This is a genomic window from Streptomyces sp. NPDC058864 (assembly GCF_042742985.1).
Taxonomy (GTDB): Bacteria; Actinomycetota; Actinomycetes; order Streptomycetales; family Streptomycetaceae; genus Actinacidiphila.
This window is the reverse complement of record NZ_JBHYMQ010000004.1, coordinates 56523-82371: the sequence shown is the minus strand read 5'-3', so window position 1 is coordinate 82371 and position 25849 is coordinate 56523. Positions and strand designations below refer to the sequence as shown.

Annotated in this window: 23 protein-coding genes; 6 read left to right on the top strand and 17 right to left on the bottom strand. The window is 72.9% G+C overall.

All coding sequences use genetic code 11. From position 1 onward, the window contains the following. Positions 1–88: 88 nt before the first annotated feature. Positions 89–2311: an MMPL family transporter gene (locus ACFW3D_RS04865; protein ID WP_500501676.1), complete on the bottom strand. Its 2223-nt coding sequence runs from the start codon at positions 2309–2311 to the stop codon at positions 89–91. A gap of 335 nt (positions 2312–2646) precedes the next feature. Then, positions 2647–3858 carry a pyridoxal phosphate-dependent aminotransferase gene (locus tag ACFW3D_RS04860; protein WP_500501321.1) on the bottom strand — a complete coding sequence of 404 codons (1212 nt, stop codon included), beginning with the start codon at positions 3856–3858 and terminating at the stop codon, positions 2647–2649. A 108-nt stretch (positions 3859–3966) separates the two neighbouring features. Between ACFW3D_RS04860 and ACFW3D_RS04855 the strand changes: the two genes are divergently transcribed. From ACFW3D_RS04855 to ACFW3D_RS04840, 4 genes are all read left to right on the top strand, one after another. After that, positions 3967–4578, top strand: a complete 612-nt coding sequence (locus tag ACFW3D_RS04855; RefSeq protein WP_500501319.1) for a winged helix-turn-helix transcriptional regulator — start codon at positions 3967–3969, stop codon at positions 4576–4578. A gap of 19 nt (positions 4579–4597) precedes the next feature. Next, the gene (locus ACFW3D_RS04850; RefSeq protein ID WP_500501317.1) at positions 4598–5392 is read left to right on the top strand and encodes a class I SAM-dependent methyltransferase; all 795 of its coding nucleotides are present in this window, start codon (positions 4598–4600) and stop codon (positions 5390–5392) included. Between the two features lie 808 nt (positions 5393–6200). Further along, a complete protein-coding gene (locus ACFW3D_RS04845) occupies positions 6201–7676 on the top strand; it encodes a glycosyltransferase family 39 protein (protein ID WP_500501316.1) in 1476 nt (491 codons plus the stop codon). Positions 7677–7866: 190 nt separating this feature from the next. Continuing rightward, entirely contained in the window at positions 7867–8718 is an 852-nt protein-coding gene (locus ACFW3D_RS04840; RefSeq protein ID WP_500501314.1) for an LLM class flavin-dependent oxidoreductase, read from the top strand. A 21-nt stretch (positions 8719–8739) separates the two neighbouring features. Here ACFW3D_RS04840 and ACFW3D_RS04835 read toward each other — a convergent pair whose 3' ends face one another. The 15 genes from ACFW3D_RS04835 to ACFW3D_RS04765 all read right to left on the bottom strand — a co-directional run bounded on the left by ACFW3D_RS04835 (position 8740) and on the right by ACFW3D_RS04765 (position 23363). Further along, positions 8740–9495 (bottom strand): sirohydrochlorin chelatase, encoded by a 756-nt coding sequence (locus tag ACFW3D_RS04835; RefSeq protein WP_500501312.1) that lies wholly within the window; start codon positions 9493–9495, stop codon positions 8740–8742. Between the two features lie 2 nt (positions 9496–9497). Then, positions 9498–10391, bottom strand: a complete 894-nt coding sequence (locus ACFW3D_RS04830) for an ABC transporter permease (RefSeq protein WP_500501310.1) — start codon at positions 10389–10391, stop codon at positions 9498–9500. Next, positions 10378–11172 carry an ABC transporter ATP-binding protein gene (locus ACFW3D_RS04825; RefSeq protein ID WP_500501308.1) on the bottom strand — a complete coding sequence of 265 codons (795 nt, stop codon included), beginning with the start codon at positions 11170–11172 and terminating at the stop codon, positions 10378–10380. The genes ACFW3D_RS04830 and ACFW3D_RS04825 overlap by 14 nt, the downstream gene beginning before the upstream one ends. 53 nt (positions 11173–11225) lie before the next feature. Continuing rightward, positions 11226–12353: an ABC transporter substrate-binding protein gene (locus ACFW3D_RS04820; protein ID WP_500501306.1), complete on the bottom strand. Its 1128-nt coding sequence runs from the start codon at positions 12351–12353 to the stop codon at positions 11226–11228. Positions 12354–12577: 224 nt separating this feature from the next. After that, positions 12578–13927: a sulfate adenylyltransferase subunit 1 gene (locus ACFW3D_RS04815; RefSeq protein ID WP_500501304.1), complete on the bottom strand. Its 1350-nt coding sequence runs from the start codon at positions 13925–13927 to the stop codon at positions 12578–12580. A 2-nt stretch (positions 13928–13929) separates the two neighbouring features. Beyond that, positions 13930–14865, bottom strand: coding sequence for a sulfate adenylyltransferase subunit CysD (gene cysD / locus ACFW3D_RS04810; RefSeq protein ID WP_500501302.1), 936 nt, complete (start codon positions 14863–14865; stop codon positions 13930–13932). Next, positions 14862–15407, bottom strand: coding sequence for an adenylyl-sulfate kinase (gene cysC, locus ACFW3D_RS04805; RefSeq protein WP_500501300.1), 546 nt, complete (start codon positions 15405–15407; stop codon positions 14862–14864). Before cysC ends, cysD begins: the two co-directional genes overlap by 4 nt. A gap of 32 nt (positions 15408–15439) precedes the next feature. Next, positions 15440–16147 (bottom strand): phosphoadenylyl-sulfate reductase, encoded by a 708-nt coding sequence (locus ACFW3D_RS04800; protein ID WP_500501298.1) that lies wholly within the window; start codon positions 16145–16147, stop codon positions 15440–15442. After that, positions 16144–16323 (bottom strand): hypothetical protein, encoded by a 180-nt coding sequence (locus tag ACFW3D_RS04795; RefSeq protein ID WP_361796807.1) that lies wholly within the window; start codon positions 16321–16323, stop codon positions 16144–16146. The genes ACFW3D_RS04800 and ACFW3D_RS04795 overlap by 4 nt, the downstream gene beginning before the upstream one ends. Further along, positions 16320–18017 carry a nitrite/sulfite reductase gene (locus tag ACFW3D_RS04790; protein WP_500501296.1) on the bottom strand — a complete coding sequence of 566 codons (1698 nt, stop codon included), beginning with the start codon at positions 18015–18017 and terminating at the stop codon, positions 16320–16322. The genes ACFW3D_RS04795 and ACFW3D_RS04790 overlap by 4 nt, the downstream gene beginning before the upstream one ends. Before the next feature lie 169 nt (positions 18018–18186). Then, positions 18187–18270 (bottom strand): putative leader peptide, encoded by an 84-nt coding sequence (locus ACFW3D_RS04785; RefSeq protein WP_322975673.1) that lies wholly within the window; start codon positions 18268–18270, stop codon positions 18187–18189. 93 nt (positions 18271–18363) lie between these two features. Further along, complete coding sequence (locus tag ACFW3D_RS04780; protein WP_500501294.1) at positions 18364–19401, bottom strand: carbohydrate kinase family protein; 1038 nt, start codon at positions 19399–19401, stop codon at positions 18364–18366. A gap of 27 nt (positions 19402–19428) precedes the next feature. Then, positions 19429–20007, bottom strand: coding sequence for a GNAT family N-acetyltransferase (locus tag ACFW3D_RS04775; protein ID WP_500501292.1), 579 nt, complete (start codon positions 20005–20007; stop codon positions 19429–19431). Positions 20008–20079: 72 nt separating this feature from the next. Then, the gene (locus ACFW3D_RS04770; RefSeq protein ID WP_500501290.1) at positions 20080–21372 is read right to left on the bottom strand and encodes a helix-turn-helix domain-containing protein; all 1293 of its coding nucleotides are present in this window, start codon (positions 21370–21372) and stop codon (positions 20080–20082) included. Positions 21373–21728: 356 nt separating this feature from the next. Then, positions 21729–23363, bottom strand: a complete 1635-nt coding sequence (locus ACFW3D_RS04765; RefSeq protein WP_500501288.1) for an acyl-CoA dehydrogenase family protein — start codon at positions 23361–23363, stop codon at positions 21729–21731. A gap of 18 nt (positions 23364–23381) precedes the next feature. On the opposite strand from ACFW3D_RS04765, the gene ACFW3D_RS04760 reads away from it, so the two are divergent. Continuing rightward, positions 23382–24542, top strand: coding sequence for a YihY/virulence factor BrkB family protein (locus ACFW3D_RS04760; RefSeq protein WP_500501287.1), 1161 nt, complete (start codon positions 23382–23384; stop codon positions 24540–24542). Positions 24543–24608: 66 nt separating this feature from the next. Next, positions 24609–25286: a helix-turn-helix domain-containing protein gene (locus tag ACFW3D_RS04755; RefSeq protein ID WP_500501285.1), complete on the top strand. Its 678-nt coding sequence runs from the start codon at positions 24609–24611 to the stop codon at positions 25284–25286. Positions 25287–25849: the final 563 nt, after the last annotated feature.

The following is a 25849-nucleotide window of genomic DNA, read 5'->3' as shown; positions in this document are numbered from 1 at the left end:
CCGGCCCCCGGCGGGGTGTGTACGCGCCGCGGTCCGGCCCCCGTGGCGACGGGGGCCGGACCGGAACGTCCTCGCGCTGCCCGCGGGGTCAGCGGCCCACGCCCGAGGGCTCGACCGGTGCCGGGGTGCCGACCGGCCTCGCCGGGGCGGGCGCGACCACTGCCTCGTCGTGGGTCATGTCCGGCAGCCAGCCGAGCCACTTGGGCAGGTACCAGTTGCGCTCGCCCAGCAGGGCCATCACCGCGGGGAGCAGCACACCGCGGATGACGGTGGCGTCGATGAGCACCGCCGCGGCCAGACCCACACCCATCTGCTTCATGCTCTGCATGGACAGCGTGCCGAAGATCGCGAACACCGCCACCATGATGACCGCCGCGCTGGTGACCACACCGGCGGTCGTCGTGATGCCGTGCCGGATCGCGCCCTGCGTGGACAGCCCCCGCATCCGTGCCTCGCGGATCCGGGAGACCACGAAGACGTGGTAGTCCATGCTGAGCCCGAAGAGGATCACGAACAGGAACAGCGGCAGCCAGGCCACGATCGCGCCCACGCCCTCGGCACCCACCAGGCCGGCGCCCCAGCCGTGCTGGAAGACGATGGTGAGGATGCCGTAGGCGGCGCCCACCGACAGGAGGTTGAGCACGATCGAGGTGACCGCGATGGTCAGCGACCGGAAGGAGAGCAGCATCAGCAGGAAGGCGAAGGCCACGACGAAGGCGAACACCGGGGGCACCGCGTCGCCGATCTTGTCCGTGAAGTCCATCGACGCCGCGGTCGAGCCGCCGATCGGCGCCGTGAGACCGGCCACCACACCCAGGGTGTGCGGGCGTACCTCGTCACGCAGGACCTTCAGTGAGGCCTCGGCCCTCTCCTCGTCGGTGCCGCCCGTCAGCGGCACCTTCAGGACGGCGACGCCCTCCTTCTCATGGAGCTCGGTCTCCACCGGGCCGGGGGAGGCGCCCTTGGTGACGGCCTCCCGGGAGAAGGCGTCGATGGCCTGACGCACCTCGGGCGAGGTGATGTCCGAGGCCTTGACGACCACCTGGGCCGGGTCTGGACCGCCGGGGAACGCCTTGTTGATGTCCTCGTACGCCCGGACGACCGGCAGTCCGTCCCCCAGCTCCTGGCTCAGCGTCAGGTTCGCGGTGTTCAGGCCGACCGCCGGGACGGCCAGTGCGACCAGTGCCCCGCCGGCGACCGCCGCCGCCACCACCGGGCGGCGCAGCACTCCGCCGAGGATCGCCCGCCAGACACGGGACTCCCCGCCCGCCCCCTTGCCCCGGCGGCGCAGGAAGGGGATCCGGCCCTTCTCGACCCGCTCGCCCAGCAGGGACAGCAGAGCGGGCAGCACCGTCACCGAGCCGAACATCGCGACGGCCACCACCATCATCGTGGCCAGGCCCATCGCCTTGAAGTCGCCGATGCCGGTGAAGAGCATGCCCGCCATCGCCACGATCACCGTCACGCCGGAGACCAGCACCGCCCGGCCGCTGGTGGCCGCCGCGATGCGCAGCGCGGTCTGCGGGTCGTGGCCCGCCTCCCGCTCCTCACGTTCACGCCGCAGGTAGAACAGGCAGTAGTCGACACCGACCGCCAGACCGACCAGCAGCATCACGGAGTTGGCGGTGTCGCTCATGTGGACGGCGTGGCTCACCACGGCCACCAGACCGGTCGTCGCGAGGAAGGCCGTCATCGCCAGTGCCACCGGCAGCAGCGCCGCCACCAGCGCGCCGAAGGCGATCAGCAGGATGCCGAGCGCGACCGGCAGCGCCGAGTACTCGGCGCGCTGGAAGTCGCTGCCGAAGGCGTCGTTGAAGACCTTCTCCGAGCTGGCCTCGCCGAACTGCTCGACCTTCAGCTCCTTGTGCTTGTCCTGGACGCCGCTGACGGCCTCGACGACGGGTTCGACCCGGTCGGCCGCCGTCTGCGGGTCGCCGCGCATGTCGAACCTCACCAGTGCGGACCGGCCGTCCTTGGAGACCGCGCCGACGTCGTAAGGCGACTGGACGGAGGCGACCGCGCCGGTGCCCTGCACCGCGGCGACGACCTCCCCGACCACGGCCCGGAACGCCGGGTCGGTGGCCTTCAGGGAACCCCCGGCAGCCTGGACCAGCACCATCTCGCCGGCCGGTCGGTCGTTCAGTCCGGCGTCGTCCAGGATGGCCACGGCCTGCCCGAACTCCCCGGGCACCTCCTCCCGGTCCGTCAGGTCGACCCGCCCGGCCATCGAGCCGATGACCAGCGCGAGTACGACGAAGAGCAGCCAGCTCCCGACCGCCGTCCAGCGGTGCCGGGCACTCCAGCCGCCCATGGCGGCGGCGATGCCCTGCCCGCGTACCGTCCCCGCGGTACGTGCCCTGCCGTGTGCGCTTGCCACGGTTGCGAACCCCCTCGTAGCCGGGCGGTGGAACCTCTCCACCGCCTCGCCCTCGACGCTATGGGCCCGCGGGACGACGCCCCATCCGGCTGACAGGTGAACCGGCGGCGGGTTTCTCCTCCCCAGGGAGTGGGGAAAACCCCCGCCCCCGGGAGTGGTGCCCCCTACAACGACCGCCGTCCCGGTGCCCGGCCGCACGAAAACGGGATGCGGTCACCGCTCCCCGTCGGGGTGAGCGGCACGTGGGGGAAGCGCGCCCCCGATCCGGGCTACTGCCGGTAGCCGGCCAGGAAGCGGCCGATGCGGCTGATGGCGGCGTCCAGGTCGTCGGCGCGGGGGAGGGTCAGGATGCGGAAGTGGTCCGGGCGCGGCCAGCTGAACCCGGTGCCCTGGACGACCTGGATCTTCTCGCGGAGCAGCAGGTCGAGCACGAACTTCTCGTCGTCGTGGATCCGGTGCACCTTCGGGTCCAGCCGGGGGAAGGCGTAGAGCGCGCCCTTGGGCTTGACGCAGCTGACACCGGGGATCTCGTTCAGCTTCTCCCAGGCCTTGTCGCGCTGCTCGTGCAGCCGCCCCCCGGGCAGGATCAGGTCCTTGATGCTCTGCCGGCCGCCGAGCGCGGCCTGGATCGCCTGCTGGGCCGGGACGTTGGGGCACAGCCGCATCGAGGCGAGCATCGTCAGGCCCTCGAGGTAGCTCTTGGCGTGCTTCCGGGGCCCGGTGACGACCAGCCAGCCGGACCGGAAGCCCGCCACCCGGTAGGCCTTGGACAGCCCGCTGAACGTCAGGCAGAGCACGTCGGGGGCGAGCAGCGCCGCCGAGTGGTGCACGGAGTCGTCGTAGAGGATCTTGTCGTAGACCTCGTCGGCGAAGACGACCAGATGGTGGCGCCGCGCCAGGTCGAGCATCCCCTCGAGCAGTTCGCGCGGGTAGACCGCGCCCGTCGGGTTGTTGGGGTTGATGATCACCAAGGCCCGCGTACGGCTGGTGATCTTCGAGGCGATGTCGTCGAGGTCGGGGAACCAGTCCGCCTGCTCGTCGCAGAGGTAGTGCACCGCCTTGCCGCCGGCCAGGTTCGTCACGGCCGTCCACAGCGGGAAGTCGGGGGCCGGGATCAGCACCTCGTCGCCGTCGTCGACGAGGGCCTGGACGGCCATCTGCACCAGCTCCGACACCCCGTTGCCGAGGAAGACGTCGTCCACGCCGACGTCGGTGAGCCCGCGGTCCTGGTAGTGCTGGGCCACCGCCCGGCGGGCCGAGAGGATGCCGCGCGAGTCGCTGTAGCCGTGCGACGCGGGGAGCGTGCGGATGATGTCCTGCAGGATCTCCTCGGGTGCCTCGAACCCGAACAGCGCGGGATTGCCCGTGTTGAGCCGCAGGACGCTGTGCCCCGCCACCTCCAGCGCGTTGGCGTGCTCGATCACCGGCCCCCGGATCTCGTAACAGACGTCGGCCAGCTTGCTCGACTGCTTGTACTCCATGCGACGGCCTCCCGATCCGGTTCCCGCGGTCCTGCCCGGTGCGCTGCTCTCCTTGGTTTTACCAAGTGCGCGCTTGGAAAGTCCAACTCATTGTCTACACTGGGGATCATGCCGCGCCGAAGTTACGACCAGTACTGCGCCGTCGCCCGTGCCCTGGACACCGTCGGGGAGCGCTGGACGCTCCTGATCGTCCGGGAGCTGCTGGCGGGCCCCCGCCGGTACACCGACCTCCACGCCGACCTGCCCGGCGTCAGCACCGACGTCCTGGCCTCACGGCTCAAGGAGATGGAGCGCGACGGCCTGGTCACCCGCCGCCGCCTCGCACCGCCCGGCGCGGCGTACGTCTACGAACTCACCCCGCGCGGCCGCGGACTGCTCGCGGTGCTCGGCGCCCTCGCCGAATGGGGCGCGCCGGAACTGCGGGAACCGCGGCCCACCGACGCCGTCCGCGCGCACTGGGCCGCCGTGCCCCTCATGCGACACCTCGCCACGCTGCCCGGGGCCCCCGCGGGAGTGGTCGAGGTCCGCCTCGACGAGGGCGCCTTCCACATCGAACTCGGCGGCGGCACCCCGTCGTACGCAGACGGCCCCGCCAAGCGCCCCGACGCGGTCGTGGCGCTGCCCCCGGGAGCCGTCCGCGGCATCGCCGGCGCCCTGCGGGACGGCGGCGCCGAGGTCACCGGGGACGGCCCCCTCGCGGACGCCCTGCGCGGCGCCTGAACCGCGGTACGGTGCCGGGATGGAGCGTCGCCGCGTGGAACTCGGCCGGGTCCAGGAGACCCTGCTCATACCGCTGCGGGCGCGTGCGGCCGAGACGCGCCGCAGGCGTCCGCTGACCCGGGACCCCCGCTCGGTGGAGGTGGCCGAGGCCCTCGACCGCGACCTCACGCGCGTCGGCGGCCGCCTGAGGCTGCTCGGCCCCGTCTTCCGCGGGGTCGTCCTCGACGGCTGGGTGCGGGAGTTCCTGGACGAGCACCCCTCGGGCACCGTCGTCGAGATCGGAGTCGGCCTCAACACCCGGTACGAGCGGCTCGACAACGGTTCCGCCACCTGGGTCGAGATCGACCTGCCGGACGTCATCGCGCTGCGCCGGGAGCTCTTCGCGGAGCACGACCGCCGCCGCATGGTCGTGGGTTCCGCGGCCGAACCGGACTGGGCGGCGGCCGTCGCGGCCGCCCCCGGCCCCTACCTCTTCGTCTCGGAGGCAGTGCTCATCTACCTCGACGAGGCCGGCGCACGATCCGCCGTGGACGTCATCCGCCGCCGGTTCCCCGGCTCGGTCCTCCTGATGGACACCGTCGGTTCCGCGGAGGCCCGCCGTCCGCGCGCCGTCGACGCCGGCTGGAGCTGCGACGACCCCGCTGAACTGGCCGCCTGGGGCCTGCGGTTGCGCGACTCCCGTACCCTGTGGGACCTCCCGCGCGAGGCCCGCGCCCGGCTCACCCCGGGGCGCCGCTTGCTGAGCGCCCTGCTCGACCGCGCCTCACGCGCCGGGGGCTCGCGGCTGAGCCGCTTCGACGTCGACGGGTTGTAGGGGTACTCGGGGTACTCGGGCGGGGTGGTTCGGGTGGGTGGGCTGCTGTCCCGTCGTCTCGCTCCCTTCGGTCGCAAAGCGGCGGGCTGCGGATGGGGAGGGTGGGGCGCGGGCCTTCGCGGCGCCGTGCGAGTGGGTGTGTGGCCGGGGTCCAGGCGCCGGAGCGGGTGGCCTTTTCCGTGGCTGGGGGTCTCGTTGCCGTCCGCGGGTATAGATGGCTGGTTGCCACGCCCACCGTCCGCGGGTGGCGCGCCCGCCGTAACCCGCGTCTGCGGGTGATTCCCCGACAGGACATGGGTTCGGCAGGTCGGTTTCCGAGATCGGGCTCTGTTTCGCCGACATAGTCGGCGAAGGCGGGCCCGATCTCCCCCCGCTCGAAGATCGGGCTCTCTTCCGCCGAACATATCGGCGAAAGCGAGCCCGATGTCCCGTGGACGGCTCGACAGCACCTCGAATCAGCCGCAGACGCCGGTCACGGCGGGCACGCCACCCACCGGGAGTAAGCGTGGAAGCGGCCATCTATACCCGCGGACGGCAACGAGACCCCAGCCGCCGGAGAGGGAACCCGATCCGGAGCCCGAACCTCCACCGACCACCGGCCCGCACACTGCCACGAGGGCCCCGCCCCCACTCTCCCCCTCCGCAGCCCGCCGCTTTGCGACCGCAGGGAGCGAGACGAGGCCGCACTCACCCACCGGCATCACCCCCGGCACCGCGTCACCACCGGCGACCCGTATCCCATGGCCTCCCGCCCGCCGCCCCGGTACCGTCGTCGGGGGAACAGCGCGGGAACACCGGGGGGTGGGGGATGTCCGCTGCGTACGTCCGCACGGAGGTGGCGCCGTTCGCCACCGCTCCGGTCCTGGGGGTCACGGCCGCGGTCGCCGCCGTGCTGACCGTCTTCTCCGGCCGTTACGGCTTCCACCGCGACGAGTTGTACTTCCTCGTCGCCGGCGACCACCCTGCGTGGGGCTACGTCGACCAGCCCCCGCTTACTCCGCTCGCCGCCCGCCTCTCCACCGCCGTCTTCGGCGACACGCCCGGGGGACTCCGAGTGGTGGCGACCCTCGCCTGCGCCGCGACCATCGTGGTCGTCGCCGCCGTCGCCAGGGAACTCGGCGGCGGGCGCGCGGCGCAAGTACTCGCCGCGGCGTGCACGGGGGTCTCCGGCTTCGTCCTTGCCGTCGGCCACCTGGTCTCCACCGCGACCTTCGACATGCTCGCGTGGGTGGTCGTCTGCTGGCTGCTGCTGAGGCTGCTGCGCACCGGGGACGGCCGGCTGTGGCTCGCCGTGGGCGCGGCCCTCGGTGTCGGCATGCAGAACAAGTACCTGATCGCCCTGCTGGCCTTCGCCCTGCTCGCGGCGCTGCTCGCCACCGGCCCCCGGCACGTGCTGCGCGGCTGGTGGCCGGTCGCCGGTGCCGCCGTCGCGTTCGCGGTGGCCCTGCCCAACCTGTGGTGGCAGGCGGCCCACGGCTGGCCCCAGCTGACCGTCGCGGGCGGCATCAGCGCGGACGACGGCACCGAGAACCGCATCATGTTCGTGCCTCAGCAGATCGTCTTCCTCTCACCGGTGTTCGTCCCAGTGTGGATCGCGGGCGGGCTGCGGCTGTGGCGCGATCCCGCGCTGCGGTGGGCCCGCGCGTTCGCCCCGGCCTACCTGATCCTCGCCGTCATGGTCGTCGCCTCCGGCGGCAAGCCGTACTACTGCCTGCCGCTGCTGCTCGTGCTGCTCGCCGCGGGCTGCGTCACGGTCGCCTCCCGGCCGCGGGCCATGTGGCCGGCCGTCGCGGTGACGGCGGTCATCAGCGCCCTGATCTCGCTGCCGGTGCTCCCGCCGCGCAGCGTGGGCCTCGTCAACGCCGTCAACAAGGAACAGGGCGAGCAGATCGGCTGGCCCGAACTCGCCGTCGCCGTCGACCAGGCATGGTCCGGGGTCCCCGCCGCAGACCGGCCCCGTGCCGTCATCTTCGCCCAGAACTACGGCGAGGCCGGCGCCCTGGCCTACCACGGAGCCATCCGCGGCCTGCCCGCTCCCTACTCCGCCCACATGAGCTTCGCCGACTGGGGCCCACCGCCGGACTCCGCCACCGGTCCGGTGCTGCTGGTGCGTCAGGTGGGAGCCGACCGCGTCGAACGCCACTTCACCGGCTGCCAGGGGGCCGGCCGCGTCAACAACGGGCGAGACGTCGACAACGAGGAACAGGACGCCGTGATCGTCCTCTGCACGGGCCCGAAGGAGCCCTGGTCGCAGCTGTGGCCGTCACTGCGCCACTACTACTAGGCCGGTACTACTAGGCCGGTCCGACACGGGAGAAATGAAGGGGCGAGGACCGGGGGAGCCGGGTTACGGTGGCAGCACTCGATGATCACGCTCCCCAGAAGGACGCCGCAGAACGGGAGCGGCCCGCACGGCCGGTGCGTGGTGACGGAGGGGCGGAACCCATGCCCGTGCCCTTCCGGAGGAGTACCCCATGAAGATCGGTCTCGGCCTTCCCGTCGACGACCCCGCCGTTCTGACGACCTGGGCCCGCCGTGCCGACGACGGCCCCTTCAGCAGCCTCGGCCTGCTCGACCGTCTCGTGTACGACAACCCGGAACCGCTGGTCGCCCTCGCCGTGCTCGCCGGGGCGACGCGCAGGATCCGGCTGCAGACCGAGGTCCTCATCTCCCCGTTCCGCGACGGCGCCGTCCTGGCCAAGCAGACCGCGACGCTGGACCGCCTGTCCGGAGGGCGCTTCACCCTCGGCGTCGGAGTGGGCGCGCGCGAGGACGACTTCATCGCCGCCGGAGCCGACTTCCGCCGCCGCGGCCGCCTTCTCGACGAGCAGATGGCCGTGCTGCGCCGCCTCTGGGCGGGTGACCCGTACGGCGACGGGGCCGGGCCGGTCGGGCCCGCCCCGGCGACCCCGGGCGGGCCCGAGGTGCTCTTCGGCGGCTTCGCCCCGGCCGCGATCGACCGGGTCGGCCGCCACGGCGACGGCTTCCTCGGTGCCGGAATGCCGCCCAAGGCGATGGACCGGCTCTTCCGTGAGGCGGAGCGGAGCTGGGAGCGGCACGCGCGGTCCGGCCGGCCACGGCTGGTCGCCCAGGCCAACGTCGCACTCGGACCGGATCCGGTGGTCACCGCGGCCCGCGGCAACATCCGCGCCTACTACGCCTTCACCGACTTCGCGGATCGTGTCGCGCAGGGTCTCCTGACCACCCTGGAGCAGATCCGCGACGCGGTCGCCGGGTACGGCGGCATCGGCGCCGACGAAGTGATCCTCTACTGCTGGGCGTCGGACCCCGGCCAGGTGGAACGCCTGGCGGACGTCGTGTCCTGACGGTGCGCCGCCTGCCGCGCCTCAGGCCAGGGCCAGCGACAGGCGCGGCAGCAGTGCCTCGTCGAAGCGGCGCAGCAGCAGGCGGGCGACTTCCGGGGCGTCGCCGAGGACGTCGGCGAGGACGTCCGCCCCGGAGGCCAGGGCGCCACGGGCGATGCGGTCGGGCAGGAAGCCCGGGGCGATGACGTACGGCGCGACGGCGATGTGCCGTACGCCCTCGGCGCGCAGCGCGCGCACCGCCTCGTCCGTGGTGGGAAGGGATGCGGAGGCGAACGCAGGCCGCACGGCGCACCAACCGGTACGCCGCCACTCCCGCGCGATTTCTGCGATCACTGCGATCGCCTCCGGGTCGGAGGAGCCCGCCGAGGCCAGGACGATCCCGGTCGAGGGGCGGTCGCCGGGGCCGATCCCGGCTTCGCGCAGCCGCCGCTCCAGGGCGGCCGGCAGCAGCGGTGAGGGGCCGAGCACGTCGGCCGGGCGCACGCGCATCCGGACGTGGCGCGCCGCAGACTCGCGCAGCACGGCGGGGATGTCCGCCTTGGCGTGAAAGGCGCGGGTCAGCAGCAGCGGCAGCGCCACCACGTCGCGCACGCCCTCATCGGCGAGGCGGTCCACGACCTGCGGCACGCTCGGCGCGCAGTGGTCGAGGAAGGCCGTCTCCACCCGCAGCCCGGGACGGGCCGCCCTGACGCGTTCGGTCAGGGCGTGGACGGTCGCGGCGTGCCGCGGGTCGCGGCTGCCGTGGGCGATGACGAGGAGGACGTGGCGCGCGGTCATGGTCAGCCCCGTGCGAACAGGCCGCGGCTGCGCAGCACCGTACGCTCCAGCGGCGCGAACACCAGCAGTTCGATGCCGATGCCGACGACCAGGATCAGCAGGATCGCCGCCAGCACGCTCGGCATGTCGGACAGTTCGCGCCCCTGCTCCAGCAACTGGCCCAGGCCCACGCCGAGATCGGGGGAGGTGGCGATCAGCTCGGCGGCCATCAGGGAGCGCCAGGAGAAGGCCCAGCCCTGCTTGAGGCCGGCGAGGTAGCCCGGCAGGGCGGCCGGAAGCAGCACGTGCCGCACCGCGTGGACACCGGTGGCGCCGATGGTGCGGCCGGCCCGCAGGAACAGCGGCGGGATCTGGTCGACGCCGGCGACCAGGCCGTTGGCGATCGAGGGCACCGCGCCCAGCAGCACCACGCAGTAGATCGTGGCGTCCGACAGCCCGAACCAGATGATCGACGCGGGCACCCAGGCCACCGACGGCAGTGACTGCAGACCCGACAGGATCGGCCCGATCGCGGCCCGCACCACCCTCACCCGCGCCACGAGCAGGCCCAGCGGCGTGCCGATCGCGACGGAGGCGACGAAACCCAGCGCGCCGCGCGACAGGCTCGTCCAGACGTAGCCGAGGAGGGTGCCGTCCAGCCACTTGTCCTGCAGGGCGCGGCCGACCTCGGCCGGACTGGGCAGCTGGTAGTGCGGCTTGACCTCGAAGTGGTACGCGAGCTGCCACACCACCAGCACCAGGGCGATGGCGACGAGCGGGGGAACGGCCTTGTGGAGCAGTACGCGGGCCAGCGGCACACGCGTGGTGGAGCGGGTCTCCAGGGCGTCGAGGCCGGCCTCCAGTCCCGCGAGGTCGCCGGCCGGCCTGGCCTCTGCCTTCGTCTCAGTGCTGGCCATGTCGGCGGATCTCCCCCCGGAGGTGGTCGGTGATCTCCACGGAGAGCTCGGCGACCGCCGAGTCCTCGATGCGGCGCGGCTGCGGGATGTCGACCGTCCACTCACGGGCGATCCGTCCCGGCCGCGAGGAGAGCAGCACGACCCGCTCGGCGAGCCGCACCGCCTCGCGGACGTTGTGGGTCACGAAGAGCACCGACAGGCGGGTCTCGGCCCAGATGCGGGTGAGCTCCTCGTGCAGCACGTCGCGCGTGATGGCGTCGAGCGCGGCGAACGGCTCGTCCATCAGCAGCAGCTGGCTGTCCTGCGCCAGCGCCCGGGCCAGCGCGACGCGCTGCCGCATGCCGCCGGACAGTTCGTGCACCCGCTTGCCGTACGCGCCCTTCAGCCGGACGAGCTCCAGCAGCCGTTCGGCCTCCGGGCGGCGCTCGGCGCGCGGTACGCCGCGCATGCGCAGGGCGAGTTCGATGTTCCGGCCGGCGGTGAGCCACGGGAACAGGGCGTGCTCCTGGAACATCAGGGCCGGTCGGCCGCCGGGGGTCGCTATGCCCCCGACGGTCGGCCGGTCGAGTCCCGCGACCAGGTTGAGCAGCGTGGACTTGCCGCAGCCCGAGGCCCCCAGGAGGCAGACGAACTCGCCGGGGGCGACGTCGATGCTGATGTCGTCCAGCACGTGCGTCTCCGCGCCGGGACGGCCGAAGGACTTCGAGACGTGCTCGAGCCGTGCGGCGTACGGGGCCGCGTCGACCGTCACGGCGGGCTGCTTGGTGAGTGCGGTGGCCATGGCGTCACCTCCTGAGGGCTGGGGCTGCGGGCTTCACGGGGTGCTGCCGGGCGTCAGCCGCCGAGACCGGCGTCGTCGATGGCGGGCTTGCCGTCGGCCTCGAGGATCTTGTTGAGGAGCGACAGGTCGTAGATGCCCCCCAGCGAGGGCTTCTCCAGCAGGCCGGCGGTGACGGCGTGGTCGGCCTCGGTCTGCAGGGTGGACGCCAGCGGGTCGTCGATGACCTGGATGCTCTCCCAGGCCGGGTCGATGACGTCGGCGGGCAGCGGCTTGCCGGAGAGCTTCTCCAACTGCGCGTTGGCGTCGGCCTTCGCCTTGTCCGGGTTGGCGTTGATCCAGGCGTTGGTCTTCACCGAGCCGCGCAGCACGGCCTCGACGACGTCCGCGTGCTCCTTGAGGAACGTCTGGGAGACGATCACGTTGGTGATGACGAACTTCTTGTCCGGCCACAGGTCGCGCTCGTCCAGCAGCACCTTCGCGCCCTCGGCGACCAGCTTGGAGGCGGTGGGCTCGGGCACCCACGCGCCGTCGATGGAGCCGGTCTTGTAGGCGTCGGGCGTCACCTTGTTGTCCGTGCGGACGACGGAGACGTCGCCCTTGCCGCTGGTGGCGTCGACCTTCCAGCCCTGCTCGGCGATCCAGTTGAGGAACGCCACGTCCTGGGTGTTGCCGAGCTGGGGGGTGGCGATCTTCTTGCCCTTGACGTCCTTCAGGGTCTTGATCTTGTCCGGGTTGACCACCAGCTTCACGCCGCCGGAGGCCGAGCCGGAGATTATCTTCAGGCTCTTGCCGCCGGACTTCGTCCAGCCGTTGACCGCCGGGGAGGGGCCGATCCAGCCGATGTCGATGGAACCGGCGTTGAGCGCCTCGATCTCGGCGGGCCCGGCGTTGAACACCGACTCCTTGATCGTGGTGCCCGAGCCCAGTTCGTCGGCGAAGAAGCCCTCCTTCAGGCCCACCAGCGGGGTGGCGTGGGTGAGGTTCGCGAAGTAGCCGATCTTCACCGTCGAGGCGGACAGCTTCTTGCTGGTGCCGCTGCTCGCGGCCGCGTTGGTGGTGTCGTCCTTCTTCTCGGAGCCGTAGCCGCACGCGGCCAGCGCCAGCAGCGGCAGAAGGGCGGCGCCCGCGATCAGGCGGCGACGGGCGGACGTTCTCGGGGCGGTGGTGCGATCGGCAGTCACGGGAGGTGGTCCTCTCGATGGCCCCGGCTCGCGCTCTCTAGGGCGCGCCGGGGTGGTGGCTGTCTGGTGGTCGGTGGTGCGGTGCCGCCTGCGCGGCGTGGGTACGGTGCTCGGACGCGGTCAGCGCGCACATCGCGTCACACCGCCCGTGCCGCTGCCCAGACAGCCGCTGCCGATGCGACCGCCCTCCTTGGCGAATCCCGCGAAGGCGTCGTCGAACGCCATCAGAAGTCCCACCCCTCGTCGTCACCGGCCGCGTCCGCGGCGGCCGTGGCGGTGCGGACGGCGAAGGCCTCGCCCGCCATGCCGGCGGTCAGCGTGGTGCCGTCCGCCGGGTCGATCAGCAGGAAGGAGCCGGTGAGCCGCGAGTCGGCGTACGCGTCCAGCGGCAGCGGCTCCGAGGTGCGCAGCACCACCGTGCCGATGTCGTTGACGCCGAACTCGCCCGGATCGTCCTGGTGCTCCAGCCCCCGGGTCAGGTCGATCCGGTACGGGAGCCGCTTCACGATCGCCTTGACCGTGCGCGTCGAGTGCTTCAGCAGCACGCGCGCGCCGACCTTCAGCGGCCGCTCGTGGAGGTGGCACACGGTCGCCTCGACGTCCTGCGTGGTCTCCGGGGCGGCGTCGGACGGCGCGATCAGGTCGCCGCGCGAGATGTCCAGGTCGTCCCCGAGCAGCAGCGTCACCGACTGCGGCGCCCACGCCACGTCGACCGCGGTGCCGAGCGCGTCGATGCCGCTGATCGTGCTGGTCAGCCCGGACGGCAGCACCGTCACCCGGTCGCCGACGCGCAGCACGCCGGAGGCGATCTGCCCGGCGTAACCGCGGTAGTCCGGGTGTTCGGCGGTCTGCGGGCGGATGACGTACTGCACCGGGAAGCGCGCCGGGTGGCTGCCGGGGTCGGTGCCCACCGGCACGGTCTCCAGGTGCTCGAGGATCGTCGGGCCGCCGTACCAGTCCATGTTCGCCGACGGGGTCACGACGTTGTCGCCGGCCAGCGCCGAGATCGGGACCGTGGTGATCTCCGGGACGCCGATGGACGCCGCGTACGCGGTGAACTCCTCGGCGATGGCGGCGAAGACGGGCTCCGACCAGTCCACCAGGTCCATCTTGTTGACCGCGAGGACCACGTGCGGCACCCGAAGCAGCGCGGCGACCGCCGCGTGCCGCCGGGTCTGCTCCACGACGCCGTTGCGGGCGTCCACCAGGACCACGGTCAGCTCGGCTGTCGAGGCGCCGGTCACCATGTTCCGGGTGTACTGCACGTGCCCGGGCGTGTCCGCCAGGATGAACCGCCGCCGCGGCGTGGCGAAGTAGCGGTACGCCACGTCGATGGTGATGCCCTGCTCGCGCTCGGCGCGCAGGCCGTCGGTGAGCAGCGCCAGGTCCGGCGTGTCCTGCCCGCGCCGGGCCGAGGCCAGTTCGACGGCCTCCAGCTGGTCGGCGAGCACGGACTTGGAGTCGTGCAGCAGCCGGCCGACGAGCGTGGACTTGCCGTCGTCGACGGAGCCCGCGGTGGCGAAGCGCAGCAGGGAGGTGGCCGAGAGCTGCTCGGCGGTGGTGCCGGTGGTCATGGCTAGAAGTACCCCTCGCGCTTGCGGTCTTCCATCGCGGCCTCGGAGAGCTTGTCGTCGGCCCGGGTGGCGCCCCGCTCGGTGAGCCGGGAGGCGGCGATCTCGGCGATGACGGCGTCGATGCCGGCGGCGTCGGAGTCCACCGCGCCGGTGCACGACATGTCGCCCACCGTGCGGTAGCGAACCAGCCTGCGCTCCACGGCCTCGCCGTCCTTCGGGCCGCCCCAGTCGCCCGCGGTCAGCCACATGCCCGCGCGCTTGAACACCTCGCGCTCGTGGGCGTAGTAGATCTCCGGCAGCTCGATGCCCTCGCGGGCGATGTACTGCCACACGTCCAGCTCGGTCCAGTTGGACAGCGGGAAGACGCGCACGTGCTCGCCGGGGGCGTGCCGGCCGTTGTAGAGCTGCCACAGTTCGGGGCGCTGGCGGCGCGGGTCCCACTGGGAGAACTCGTCGCGCAGCGAGAACACCCGCTCCTTGGCGCGCGCCTTCTCCTCGTCACGGCGGCCGCCGCCGAAGACCGCGTCGAAGCGCTGCTCCTGGATGGCCTCGGTCAGCGGTACCGTCTGCAGCGGGTTGCGGGTGCCGTCGGGGCGCTCGCGCAGCCGGCCGTCGTCGATGTAGTCCTGCACCGAGGCGACGTGCAGCCGCAGTGCGTGCTGCGCCACCGTGCGGTCCCGGTACTCCAGCACCTCGGGGAAGTTGTGGCCCGTGTCGACGTGCAGCAGCGAGAAGGGGACCGCCGCGGGGGCGAAGGCCTTCAGCGCCAGGTGGAGCATGACGATGGAGTCCTTGCCGCCGGAGAAGAGGATCACCGGCCGCTCGAACTCGCCCGCGACCTCCCGGAAGATGTGCACCGCCTCCGACTCCAGCGCGTCCAGGTGCGACAGCGCGAAGGGATTGCCGGTGCTCTCGTCGACCGCGACTACCGTGGTCACGCCAGTCCCCTTTCCACCAGCAACGCGGTCAGCAGCGCCGCTGAGTCCTCGACGGTGTGGTCCTGGGTCCCGATCCGCAGATCGGGGGTCTCGGGTGCCTCGTACGGGTCGTCCACGCCGGTCAGCCCGGATATCTCGCCCGCGGCCTGCTTGGCGTACAGGCCCTTCACGTCGCGCACGGAGCAGACCTCCACCGGCGTGGCGACGTGCACCTCCAGATACGTCGTGCCCCGGGCCTCGTGGCGCTTGCGGACGGCCTCCCGGCTGTCGGCGTACGGCGCGATGACCGGGACCAGCACCTTGACCCCGTTGGAGGCGAGGAGTTCGGCGACGAAGCCGATCCGCTGCACATTGGTGTGCCGGTCCTCGCGGCCGAAGCCGAGGCCTGCGGAGAGGAACTCGCGGATCTCGTCGCCGTCCAGGACCTCCACACGGTGCCCGTCGCCGCGCAGCCGCGCGGCGAGCGCCTGGGCGATCGTGGTCTTGCCCGCGCTCGGCAGACCGGTGAGCCACACCGTGGCGCCCGCGTCCGTCACACTCATCCGCCCCTCCCGGGAGATCCGTTCCGCCGTCATCAGCCGTGCAGCCCGCACTCGGTCTTGGCCCGGCCCGCCCAGCGGCCGGCCCGGGCGTCCTCGCCCTCCAGCACCCGGCGGGTGCAAGGGGCGCAGCCGACCGAGGCGTAGCCGTCCATGAGCAACGGATTGGTGAGTACCCCGTGCTCGGTGACGTAGGAGTCCACGTCGTCCTGCGTCCAGCGGGCGATGGGGGAAACCTTGACCTTGCCCCGCCGGGCGTCCCAGCCGACGACCGGGGTGTTCGCGCGGGTCGGTGACTCGTCGCGGCGCAGCCCGGTCGCCCAGGCGTCGTAGCCGGTCAGGCCCTCCTCCAGGGGCTTGACCTTGCGCAGCGCGCAGCACAGGTCGGGGTCGCGCTCGTGGAGCCGCGGACCGTGCTCGGCGTCCTGCTCGGCCACGCTCTGCCGCGGCGTCAGCGTGATGACCTTGACGTCCATGACGGCGGCGACCGCGTCACGGGTGCCGATGGTCTCCGGGAAGTGGTAGCCGGTGTCGAGGAAGACGACGTCGACGCCCGGTGCGGCGCGCGAGGCCAGGTGCGCCACGACCGCGTCCTCCATCGAGGAGGTGACGCAGAACCGGGACCCGAAGGTGCCGGTGGCCCAGCGCAGGATGTCGAGCGCGGGGGCGTCCTCCAGGTCGCGGCCCGCCTGCTCGGCCAGCGCCCGCAGTTCGTCCGCGGTGTGCTGCTGCGCGATGGTCACGAAGGGCCTCCCTCGGGGGTCTCGGTCCGCAGCCCCCGGGCCAGCAGGCCCAGGAACTTCAGCTGGAACGCGCGGTTGCACGAACGGCACTCCCAGGCGCCGTGGCCCTGCTCGGCGGGGTGCAGGTCCTCGTCCCCGCAGTAGGGGCAGTAGAACGGTGCGGCGCGTTCGCTCACGACAGCGCCTCCTCGCTCGCCCGCGTCACCCACTGCGCGAAGCGCTCGCCGTCCTCGCGCTCGGCCTGGAAGCGCTTCAGGACCCGCTCGACGTAGTCGGGCAGCTCGTCCGCGGTGACCTTCAGGCCGCGCACCTTGCGGCCGAACCCGGCCTCCAGGCCCAGCGCGCCGCCCAGGTGCACCTGGTAGCCCTCCACCTGACGGCCGTCGGCGTCCAGCACGAGCTGGCCCTTGAGGCCGATGTCGGCGACCTGGATACGTGCGCAGGCGTTGGGGCAGCCGTTGATGTTGATCGTGATCGGCTCCTCGAACTCCGGCAGCCGCCGCTCCAGTTCGTCGATCAGCGAGGAGCCGCGCGCCTTGGTCTCGACGATGGCCAGCTTGCAGAACTCGATGCCGGTGCAGGCCATCGTGCCGCGCCGGAACGGGGAGGGCTTCACCTGCAGGTCCAGCGCCTCCAGACCCGCGACGAGGGAGTCGACCCGGTCCTGCTCGACGTCCAGCACGATCATCTTCTGCTCGACGGTGGTGCGCAGCCGGCCGGAGCCGTGCGCCTCCGCCAGCTCGGCGATCTTGCTGAGCGTGGTGCCGTCCACCCGGCCGACGCGCGGGGCGAAGCCGACGTAGTAGCGGCCGTCCTTCTGGCGGTGCACGCCCACGTGGTCCCGCCACTGCTCGACCGGCTGGTCGGGGGCGGGGCCGTCGGCCAGCTTGCGGCCCAGGTACTCGTCCTCCAGCACTTGGCGGAACTTCTCCGCGCCCCAGTCGGCGACCAGGAACTTCAGCCGGGCGCGGGTGCGCAGCCGCCGGTAGCCGTAGTCACGGAAGATCGAGATGACGCCCTCGAAGACGTCGGGGACCTCCTCCAGCGGCACCCACGCGCCCAGCCGGACGCCGATCTTGGGGTTGGTGGACAGGCCGCCGCCGACCCACACGTCGAAGCCCGGCCCGTGCTCGGGGTGGCGGACGCCGACGAAGGCGACGTCGTTGATCTCGTGCGCCACGTCCAGCAGCGGGGAGCCGGAGATCGCCGACTTGAACTTGCGGGGGAGGTTGGAGAACTCCTTGTTGCCGACGATCCGGCGGTGGGCCTCGTCCACGGCCCAGGTCCCGTCGATGATCTCGTCCTCGGCGATCCCGGCGACGGGCGAGCCGAGGATGACGCGCGGGGTGTCGCCGCACGCCTCGGTGGTGGACAGGCCCACGGCCTCCAGGCGCTGCCAGATCTCGGCGACGTCCTCGATGCGGATCCAGTGCAGCTGGATGTTCTGCCGGTCGGTGATGTCGGCGGTGCCGCGGGCGAACTCCTGGGATACCTCGCCGATGACGCGCAGCTGCTCGGTGGTGAGCCGGCCGCCGTCGATGCGGACCCGGAGCATGAAGAACTTGTCGTCCAGCTCCTCCGGCTCCAGGATCGCGGTCTTGCCGCCGTCGATCCCGGGCTTGCGCTGGGTGTACAGGCCCCACCAGCGCATGCGGCCGCGCAGGTCGGCGCCGTCGATCGCGTCGAAGCCGCGGTACCGGTAGATCGTCTCAATGCGTGTCCGCACGTTGAGACCGTCGTCGTCCCGCTTGAACTGCTCGTTGGCGTTGAGCGGCGTCATGTGACCGACCGCCCACTGGCCCTCGCCGCGGTGGCGGCTCACCTTGCGGCGCGGCGCGGCGGCGTTCGGCTGGTCAGGGGTGGATGCCATGGCGATGCAGTCCTTCTGGCAGGCTGGAAAGAGTCGGTCGTAGCGCAAAAGGTCCCCTTGGCCTGCGGATACGCCGGAACACCGGGAAAGGCGCGGGGCGTGGGCGCGTCATTGCGCCCGCGAGACCGGGGACGGCCGGATCAGTCCTGAACGGGACGGCGGCGAGTGCTCAGCACGCCTGACAGATGGCGCTGGACATGCGTCCGAGATCGACGTGCAGCCGACCTACCAAGGCGATTCCAGTGCGAGACATGTCGAAAGCGTGTCACGCGGATCTCGGGCCAGTCCACCGCTATCCATATGATGGACGTCATTATCCCGCATGGTGAGACGTCCATGGTGTTCCTCACCTGACAGGACTCGCCGGGCGCAGGAAATCCGCCGCGATGGCCCGGAATCCACCGTGCCCGCGGGTCCCCACGTGCCGCAGCTTGTGGCCCGCCAGCGCCGAACCCAGCCGCACCCCCGTACCGAGCAGGGCCCGGTCCGCGACCAGCGCCGCGAGCAGCCCCGCCGCGAAGACGTCGCCCGCCCCCGTGGCGTCCTCGACCTCCCCGTCGGGCAGCGGACGGTGCGCGTAGCGCTCCACGGTGCCGGGCCGCCGCACCTCCACCCGGTCCGGGTACTTCACCACGGCCGCGCCCTCCCGCCGGGTCCGCACATGGCCGAGCCGCTCGAACTCCCGCCCGTTGACCAGCAGGTAGTCGCTCATCGCCGCCATGGCCAGCACATCGGCGGCCGGTTCCGCCGACCAGGCGTGCCCCGGGTCGAAGCTGATCAGCGTCCGCGGCGAACGCCGCCGCACCTCCACCAGCAGCCGGTGCAGCGCCGCCCCGCCGTCCGGATCCAGGAACGAGGTGACGTGGACCGCCCGGGCCGCCGCCAGGTAGCCGGCGATCTCCTCGAAGTGCTCGCGCACATGGGCGGCGATCCGCGTGTTGGCCCCGGTGTGGGTCAGCAGCGTGCGTTCCCCGCCGTCGTGCACGGACAGGCAGATCCCGCACAGCCGGTCCGGGTCCCGGGCCACCAGCCGCCGGTCGATGCCGAGCCCGTCGAGGACGGCGAGCGGGCCGGCCGCCCCGAGCGGGTCGCGGCCCGCGACGCCCACGTAGCCCAGCCGCAGCCCGCGGCCCAGGCGGCCCAGGGCGTGGAGGGTGTTGAAGGCCGAGCCGCCCGGCTCCGGGGTCAGCGGCACCCCCTCGTCCCGCAGCCACTCCAGCCCGGCTCGGACGGCGGGCTCGTCGACCATGCGCTCGCCCCCGCTCTCCGGCGGGTGCCGCAGCCGCATGTGCGCGCTCAGCCGGGCCAGCACCGGGCTGCCGTTCAGGGCGGACGCCCCCGTGATGAGGTCCAGGTTGAGTGCCCCGACCCCGACGACGTCCATGCCCGCCCCTTCCCGCCGGCCGGCCCCCTACCGGGCTCCGGGCCAGGGCCCGGTCACGGGCCTCTTCTCCTCTTCCCCCGTCTCGGTCCGGAAGATGCGGAAGCCGCGCTTCTCGTAATTGGCCAGCGCGTGCGGCCCGTCCAGGCTGCAGGTGTGCACCCACACCCGCTTCGTGGGGGTGCGGTCCGGCCAGCGCTCCGCCAGGTCCCAGGCGCGGGCGATGCCGACGGACAGCAGGTGCCCGCCGATCCGCCGCCCCCGGAAGGCGGGCAGCAGCCCGAAGTACGCGATCTCCACCTGGCCGTCGTCCTGCGGGTCCAGTTCGATGTAGCCGGCCGGGGTGTCCCGGTCGTACGCCACCCAGGTCTCGACGCCCGGGCGTTCCAGGAAGGACCGCCACTGCTCGTACGACCACGGCAGACGGTCCGTCCAGGCGCAGTCCGCGCCCACCGAGGTGTAGAGGAAGCGGCTGAACTCCGGGGACGGCGCCTCGGCCCGCGCGATGCGGACGCCCGACGTCGCGGGGTCCGGTTCCAGGGAGGGCCGCAGGTCGGCGTGGGAGGTCTGCTCCAGTGACCACGTGGTCACCGTGACGCTAGTGCTCATGCGCCACATTCTGCGGCCTCGCGGGCCCGGCGGGTCCCCGGCTCGCTGCCGCGGCCCGTCCGGGTCCGCGCCTCACCCCGCGTGGCGCGCCTCGCGCACCGCCGGCGCCGTCGAGTGCGGCAGCAGATCCGCGGGGCGGGCGGGGCGCACCACCTCGACCTCGACGCCGTCCGCGAAGCGGTAGGGACGGTGGTCGAGCACCCCGGCCAGGGTGCGGCGCAGCCGGGACATCTCGGCGCGCACCGTCACCGTGCGGGAGGGGTCGCCGAACAGGTCGCCGGCCAGTTCCGCGGCGCTGCGGCCGTCCCGGTGCAGGGCCAGCACGAAGAGCAGCTCCGCGTGGCGCGGGCTGAGCTCCTGCGACCAGCCGCCGGCCGCACCCGAGACGCTCACCGTCCATGTACGGGGACGGCCGAGGTCCAGCACCACGTGCCCGGACGCCGGCACCTCCTCCTCCGGCTGGGCGGCCCGCACCAGCCAGCCGCCCGGCAGCGGCTCCAGGGTGCAGGTGCCCAACGCGGGCACCCAGGTGCGCCCGGCGCTCGGCGCGGCGGGCAGCGTGATCCGGTCCACCGGCGGCATCCCGGTCACGGCCGCCGTCCAGCCGTTGGGGTCGACGACCGCCGCCCGGCCCGTCATCCCGGAGAGCAGCGGGGCGGCGACCGAGCGCAGCCGGTCCACGGTCGCCCAGTGCAGGCTGCGCAGTTCGGCCTCGGCGACCTTGGTCACCGCGGTCACCAGCGACAGCATCGCGGGGTGCATGCCGGCCGCGGGCCCGCTGACGTCCACCGCGCCCAGCAGCCGCCCGTCGCGCGGGTCGTGCAGCGGGGCGGCGGCGCAGGTCCACTGGTGGTGCACCCGTACGAAGTGCTCGGAGGAGTGCACCTGCACCGGCCGCCCGGTGACCAGGGCGGTGCCGATCGCGTTGGTGCCGACGGCCTCCTCCGACCACGAGGCGCCCTCCGCGAAGCCGAGCCGGTCCGCGCTCCTGCGGACTGCCAGGCTGCCGTCCCGCCACAGCACCCGGCCCTCGGGGTCGGTCACCACCATGATGTGCCGGGCCTCGTCGGCGACCGAGACCAGCCCGTCGCGCAGCGCGGGCAGCACGTCGTTCAGCGGGGTCCGGCGCCGGCGCACCTCGATCTCGTCGGCGGTCAGCATGCCGGTCTGACTGCCGTTGTCGGGATCGACCCCGAGATCCAGCGCACGCTGCCAGGAGTCCTGGATGACCGGTCTGGCCACCGTGCCACCCGATCCGCCGCCCAGCGCGGCGTCCCGCATGCCGGCCAGCAGCCGCGCGGAACGACGCGGTTCCCGGACGGACTGGACCGACAACGACCGTGCGTCGATCGGAACCTGGCTCATGGTGCTCCCCGCGTCCGTGTGCGCCGTGCGTGGCGCGCCCCGGCAGTGGCAGCGACGTTTCTGCGCTGCCACACCATGTGCATATGGTGCCGTTGGGCCGGTCCCTCCGGTGGGATATCCGGCCAATACCTTGCAACTGTCTGCAACGGTTGCGAATATGCGCGCATTCGACGGACAGTGACGGCGCATCACGCTACTCGTACGGAACCCTGAATCCGTGCGACGGTGAGGCGAGACCGGGGGTGGTGCCGAGTCGGCGCGGCACCACCCTCAGTGCGGCGCGGCGGCGGAACGTTTCCCCGAGGGTCCCGGTCCTTCCGCCGGGACCGCGGGCGGACCGCCGCCGCATCCGCCCCTCACACCCGCGGGCGCGCCCGCTCGACGATCGCCGCCAGGTCCAGGCCGCGCGGCAGCGTGCCGAAGGTCGCGCCCCAGTCCCCGCCGAGCCGCGAGGCGCAGAAGGCGTCCGAGACCTCCACCGGCGCGAACCGCACCAGCAGTGAGCCCTGCAGCACCAGCGCCATGCGCTCCACCACACGGCGCGCCCGCGCCTCGACGCCCTCCAGGTCGGCCAGTTCCGTCAGCAGGGACTTGATGGCGCCGTCCAGCCGGTGGTCCGCGCCGCGCGCCAGGCCGATCTCGCTCAGGAAGGCGTTCAGCGCCTGCGGCTCCCGCTGCAGCACCCGCAGCACGTCCAGGGCCTGCACGTTGCCCGAGCCCTCCCACACCGAGTTCAGCGGCGACTCGCGGAACAGCCGCGGCAGCCCGGACTCCTCCACATAGCCGTTGCCGCCCAGGCACTCCAGCGCCTCGGCCACCAGCGGTGGGCAGCGCTTGGTGATCCAGTACTTGGAGACCGCCACCGCCAGCCGCCGCAGGTGCCGCTCCTGCTCGTCGTCCGCGTCGTACGCGGCCGCCAGCCGCAGCGCGGTCGTGGTGGCCGCCTCCGACTCCAGCGCCAGGTCCGCCAGCACGTTGCGCATCAACGGCTTGTCGACCAGCAGCCCGCCGAACGCGCTGCGGTGCCCGGCGTGGTGCACCGCCTGCGCCACCGCCTGGCGCATCAGCGCCGCCGAACCGGTCGCGCAGTCCAGCCGGGTGGCCGCCACCATCTCGATGATCGTCGCGATCCCGCGCCCCTCCTCGCCGACCCGGCGCGCCCACGTGCCGTCGAACTCCACCTCCGCCGAGGCGTTGGAGCGGTTGCCCAGCTTGTCCTTGAGCCGCTGGATCAGGAAGACGTTGCGCGAGCCGTCCGGCAGCACCCGCGGCAGCAGGAAGCAGGTCAGCCCGCCGGGCGCCTGCGCCAGCACCAGGAAGGCGTCCGACATCGGCGCCGAGCAGAACCACTTGTGGCCGGTGAGCAGGTAGCTGCCCGCCTCCGCCAGCGGCTCCGCGCGCGTGGTGGTGGCCCGTACGTCCGAGCCGCCCTGCTTCTCGGTCATCCCCATGCCGAACAGCGCCCCGGGCTTGGCCCCCGGCGCCACCAGCCGGGGGTCGTACACCCGCGACCCCAGCCGGGGCTCCCACTCCGCGGCCAGCGCCGGGTCGGCCCGCAGCGCCGGGACCGCCGCGTGCGTCATCGACACCGGGCAGCCGTGCCCGGCCTCCGCCTGGGACCACACCAGGAAACCCGCGGCCCGCCGCAGGTGACCGCCCGGGCGCGACCACGCGTCGGTCAGCCCGGACGAGACCGCACGTCCCAGCAGCCGGTGCCAGGCCGGGTGGAACTCGACCTCGTCGATCCGGTTCTCGTACCGGTCGTGGGTGCGGAGCACCGGCGGACGGGTGTCGGCGGCCTCCGCCCACCCCCGCGCCTGCGCCGAACCCGCGACCCGGCCGATGTCGCCGAGCTCCCGGTGCACCTCCTCCCGGAGACCGGGTGCCACGTGCCGTGCCACCCCCTCCACCAGAGCGGTGTCGGCGGTGTACACGTCATACCCGACCAGGGGCGGAGCCTGGTTGGTCACGGTGTGTGTGGGGGGACTCATGACAGTTACGGTAGGCGCGTGCAGGCAGCAGACGAAACACCCGAGCGGCCCAGGCGCGGCCGTCTCCACCGGGCGCAGGCCCTCTACCGGAACGTGTCCAAGCGCAAGGTGGGCTGGCTGCTGCTCAAGGACACGGTTGACTCCTGCATGGAGTACCGCGTCACCGGACTCGCCGCCGAAGCCGCCTTCTTCGTGCTGCTCTCCCTGCCGCCGCTGCTGCTGAGCCTCGTCGGCGCCATCGGCTACGTCGACGGGATCATCGGCACCGACACGATCGACAACATCCGCCGCAACATCCTGACGGCCGCCGCGACCGTCCTGTCGGACAAGGGCGTCGACCAGTTGATGCGGCCCCTGGTCGACGACGTCTTCGGCGGCGGCCGGCCCGATGTGATCTCCATCGGCTTCGTCATCGCCCTGTGGTCCGGATCGCGCGCCCTCAACGTGTTCGTCGACACGATCACGATCATGTACGGGCTGGAGGGCAGGCGCGGCATCGTCAAGACGCGGCTGCTGGCCCTGCTGCTCTACATCGTCGCCCTGGTGATCGGCGCGGTCGTCATGCCGCTGATGGTCGTCGGGCCGGACGCGGTGGTGTCGCTCCTGCCCTGGAGCGAGGCCGTGATCCGGATACTGTACTGGCCGGTCGTCCTCGTGCTGTCGATCGCGTTCCTCACCACGCTGTACCACGTCTCGGTACCGGTGCGGTCGCCCTGGTACGAGGACATGCCGGGGGCGGCCGTCGCCCTGCTGATGTGGGTCCTGGGCAGCTTCGTGCTGCGCATCTACCTCACCCAGACCGTCGAGGGCCCGACCATCTACGGGTCGTTGGCCGCGCCCGTCGCCGTACTGCTGTGGATCTTCGTGTCGGCCTTCGCGGTGCTCGTCGGGGCGGCCGTCAACGCGGCCATCGACCGGGTGTGGCCGTCGATCGAGACCGCGGCCGCCCGCGAGGAGAACGCCCGGGCCAGGGAGCGCGCCGCCGCCGACCTCGTCGCCGAGGCCGCCGCCCGCCGCGCCGCGTTCGAGTCCGGCCCGGACGACGAGGTCGGCCCGGAGGACCCGCCCGCCGAATTCCCCGAGCGCTGGGCGGGCTTCCTGCCCCCGGACGACGTCCGGTCCCGGCTGCGCGGCCGCCGCCCCTCGGGCAAGGACGGCGGCAAGAAGCCGCGCGATTGACGCGGCCCGCACCTGGACCCGGACCGGACCCGGCGCGGTGTCGGTGGCCGGTGCCATGCTGGAGCGGTGTACCGGGAACGGACCTCGACCGTCCCCGGCGCCGTGCTGTGGACGAAGACAGCGGGTGCCGGGGCCGCCCGCGTGCTGCCCGACGGCTGCATCGACCTGATCTGGGGCGAGGACACCGGGGTCTTCGCGGCGGGGCCCGACACCACCGCCCACCTCTCCGGCAGCCCGCCCGGCACGCGATACGCGGGGCTGCGCTTCGCCCCCGGCGTGGGGCCCGCCCTGTTCGGCCTGCCCGCGCACGAACTGCGCGACCGCCGCGTACCGCTTGACGCGCTGTGGCCCGGCGCCGAGGCGCGCCGGCTCACCGAGCGCGTCGGCGCGGCCGCAGACCCCGGCGCCGTCCTGGAGTCCCTGGTGTCGGCGAGCGGCGTCCGGCGCGCGGCATCCCCGTGGGGCCCGGAGATCGCCGCGAGCCTGGCGGCCGGGGCGCGCGTCGCCGCCGTCGCCGAGGACACCGGGCTCAGCGAACGCCAGCTCCACCGCCGCTGCCTGGACGCCTTCGGCTACGGCCCCAAGACCCTCGCCCGCATCCTGCGCCTCCAGCGGGCACTGTCCCTGGCCCGGCACGGTCACGCCTTCGCCGAGGTCGCCGCCCGCGCCGGCTACGCCGACCAGGCACATCTCGCCCGCGACGTCCGCGCCCTCGCCGGCGTCCCGCTCGGCGAACTGCTCTAGGCGCCGGGGCTCGCGCGGGGGGTGGGGTGGTGTGTGGGCGCGGGTGGGAGGGTCGGCTGTCGCGCCGTCTCGCTCCCTTCGGTCGCACGGATGCGGGCTGCGGAGGGGAGGGTGGCGGTCCGGGGCTTCGGCGCAGGGTGCGGGTGGGTTCGTGGTGGGGGTTCAGGCGCCGGATCGGGGTGCGTTTGCAGGTGGCGGGGGTCTCGTTGCCGTCCGCGGGTGCAGATGGCCGCTTCCACGCCTACTGCGGGTGGGTGGCGCGCCCGCCGTGACCGGCGTCTGCGGCTGCTTCGGGGTGCTGTTGGGCGGTCGGCGGGAGATCGGGCTCGCTTTCGCCGAACATGTCGGCGTAGCAGGGCCCGATGTCAGGGAAACACCCGCAGACGCGGGTTACGGCGGACGCGCCACCCACGAACGGTGGGCGTGGCCACCGGCCATCTGCACCCGCGGACGGCGACGAGACCGGTACCCGATGAACAACCGGCCCCGCTGCGGCGCCTGAACCCCGGCCGCGAACGCAGCGGCACACCGGCAGCAAGTCCAGCTCCCTGCCCTCCCGTCCG

Bases quoted from the DNA above. Each gene is read 5' to 3' on its own strand.
- cysC (WP_500501300.1), bottom strand. From the start codon at position 15,407: ATGAGTGTGACGGACGCGGGCGCCACGGTGTGGCTCACCGGTCTGCCG.
- ACFW3D_RS04790 (WP_500501296.1), bottom strand. From the start codon at position 18,017: ATGGCATCCACCCCTGACCAGCCGAACGCCGCCGCGCCGCGCCGCAAG.
- ACFW3D_RS04865 (WP_500501676.1), bottom strand. From the start codon at position 2,311: ATGGGCGGCTGGAGTGCCCGGCACCGCTGGACGGCGGTCGGGAGCTGG.
- ACFW3D_RS04855 (WP_500501319.1), top strand. From the start codon at position 3,967: ATGCCGCGCCGAAGTTACGACCAGTACTGCGCCGTCGCCCGTGCCCTG.
- ACFW3D_RS04770 (WP_500501290.1), bottom strand. From the start codon at position 21,372: ATGAGCCAGGTTCCGATCGACGCACGGTCGTTGTCGGTCCAGTCCGTC.
- ACFW3D_RS04830 (WP_500501310.1), bottom strand. From the start codon at position 10,391: ATGGCCAGCACTGAGACGAAGGCAGAGGCCAGGCCGGCCGGCGACCTC.
- ACFW3D_RS04815 (WP_500501304.1), bottom strand. From the start codon at position 13,927: ATGACCACCGGCACCACCGCCGAGCAGCTCTCGGCCACCTCCCTGCTG.
- ACFW3D_RS04845 (WP_500501316.1), top strand. From the start codon at position 6,201: ATGTCCGCTGCGTACGTCCGCACGGAGGTGGCGCCGTTCGCCACCGCT.
- ACFW3D_RS04860 (WP_500501321.1), bottom strand. From the start codon at position 3,858: ATGGAGTACAAGCAGTCGAGCAAGCTGGCCGACGTCTGTTACGAGATC.
- ACFW3D_RS04765 (WP_500501288.1), bottom strand. From the start codon at position 23,363: ATGAGTCCCCCCACACACACCGTGACCAACCAGGCTCCGCCCCTGGTC.
- ACFW3D_RS04835 (WP_500501312.1), bottom strand. From the start codon at position 9,495: ATGACCGCGCGCCACGTCCTCCTCGTCATCGCCCACGGCAGCCGCGAC.
- ACFW3D_RS04825 (WP_500501308.1), bottom strand. From the start codon at position 11,172: ATGGCCACCGCACTCACCAAGCAGCCCGCCGTGACGGTCGACGCGGCC.
- ACFW3D_RS04785 (WP_322975673.1), bottom strand. From the start codon at position 18,270: ATGTCTCGCACTGGAATCGCCTTGGTAGGTCGGCTGCACGTCGATCTC.
- ACFW3D_RS04775 (WP_500501292.1), bottom strand. From the start codon at position 20,007: ATGAGCACTAGCGTCACGGTGACCACGTGGTCACTGGAGCAGACCTCC.
- ACFW3D_RS04840 (WP_500501314.1), top strand. From the start codon at position 7,867: ATGAAGATCGGTCTCGGCCTTCCCGTCGACGACCCCGCCGTTCTGACG.
- ACFW3D_RS04850 (WP_500501317.1), top strand. From the start codon at position 4,598: ATGGAGCGTCGCCGCGTGGAACTCGGCCGGGTCCAGGAGACCCTGCTC.
- ACFW3D_RS04780 (WP_500501294.1), bottom strand. From the start codon at position 19,401: ATGGACGTCGTCGGGGTCGGGGCACTCAACCTGGACCTCATCACGGGG.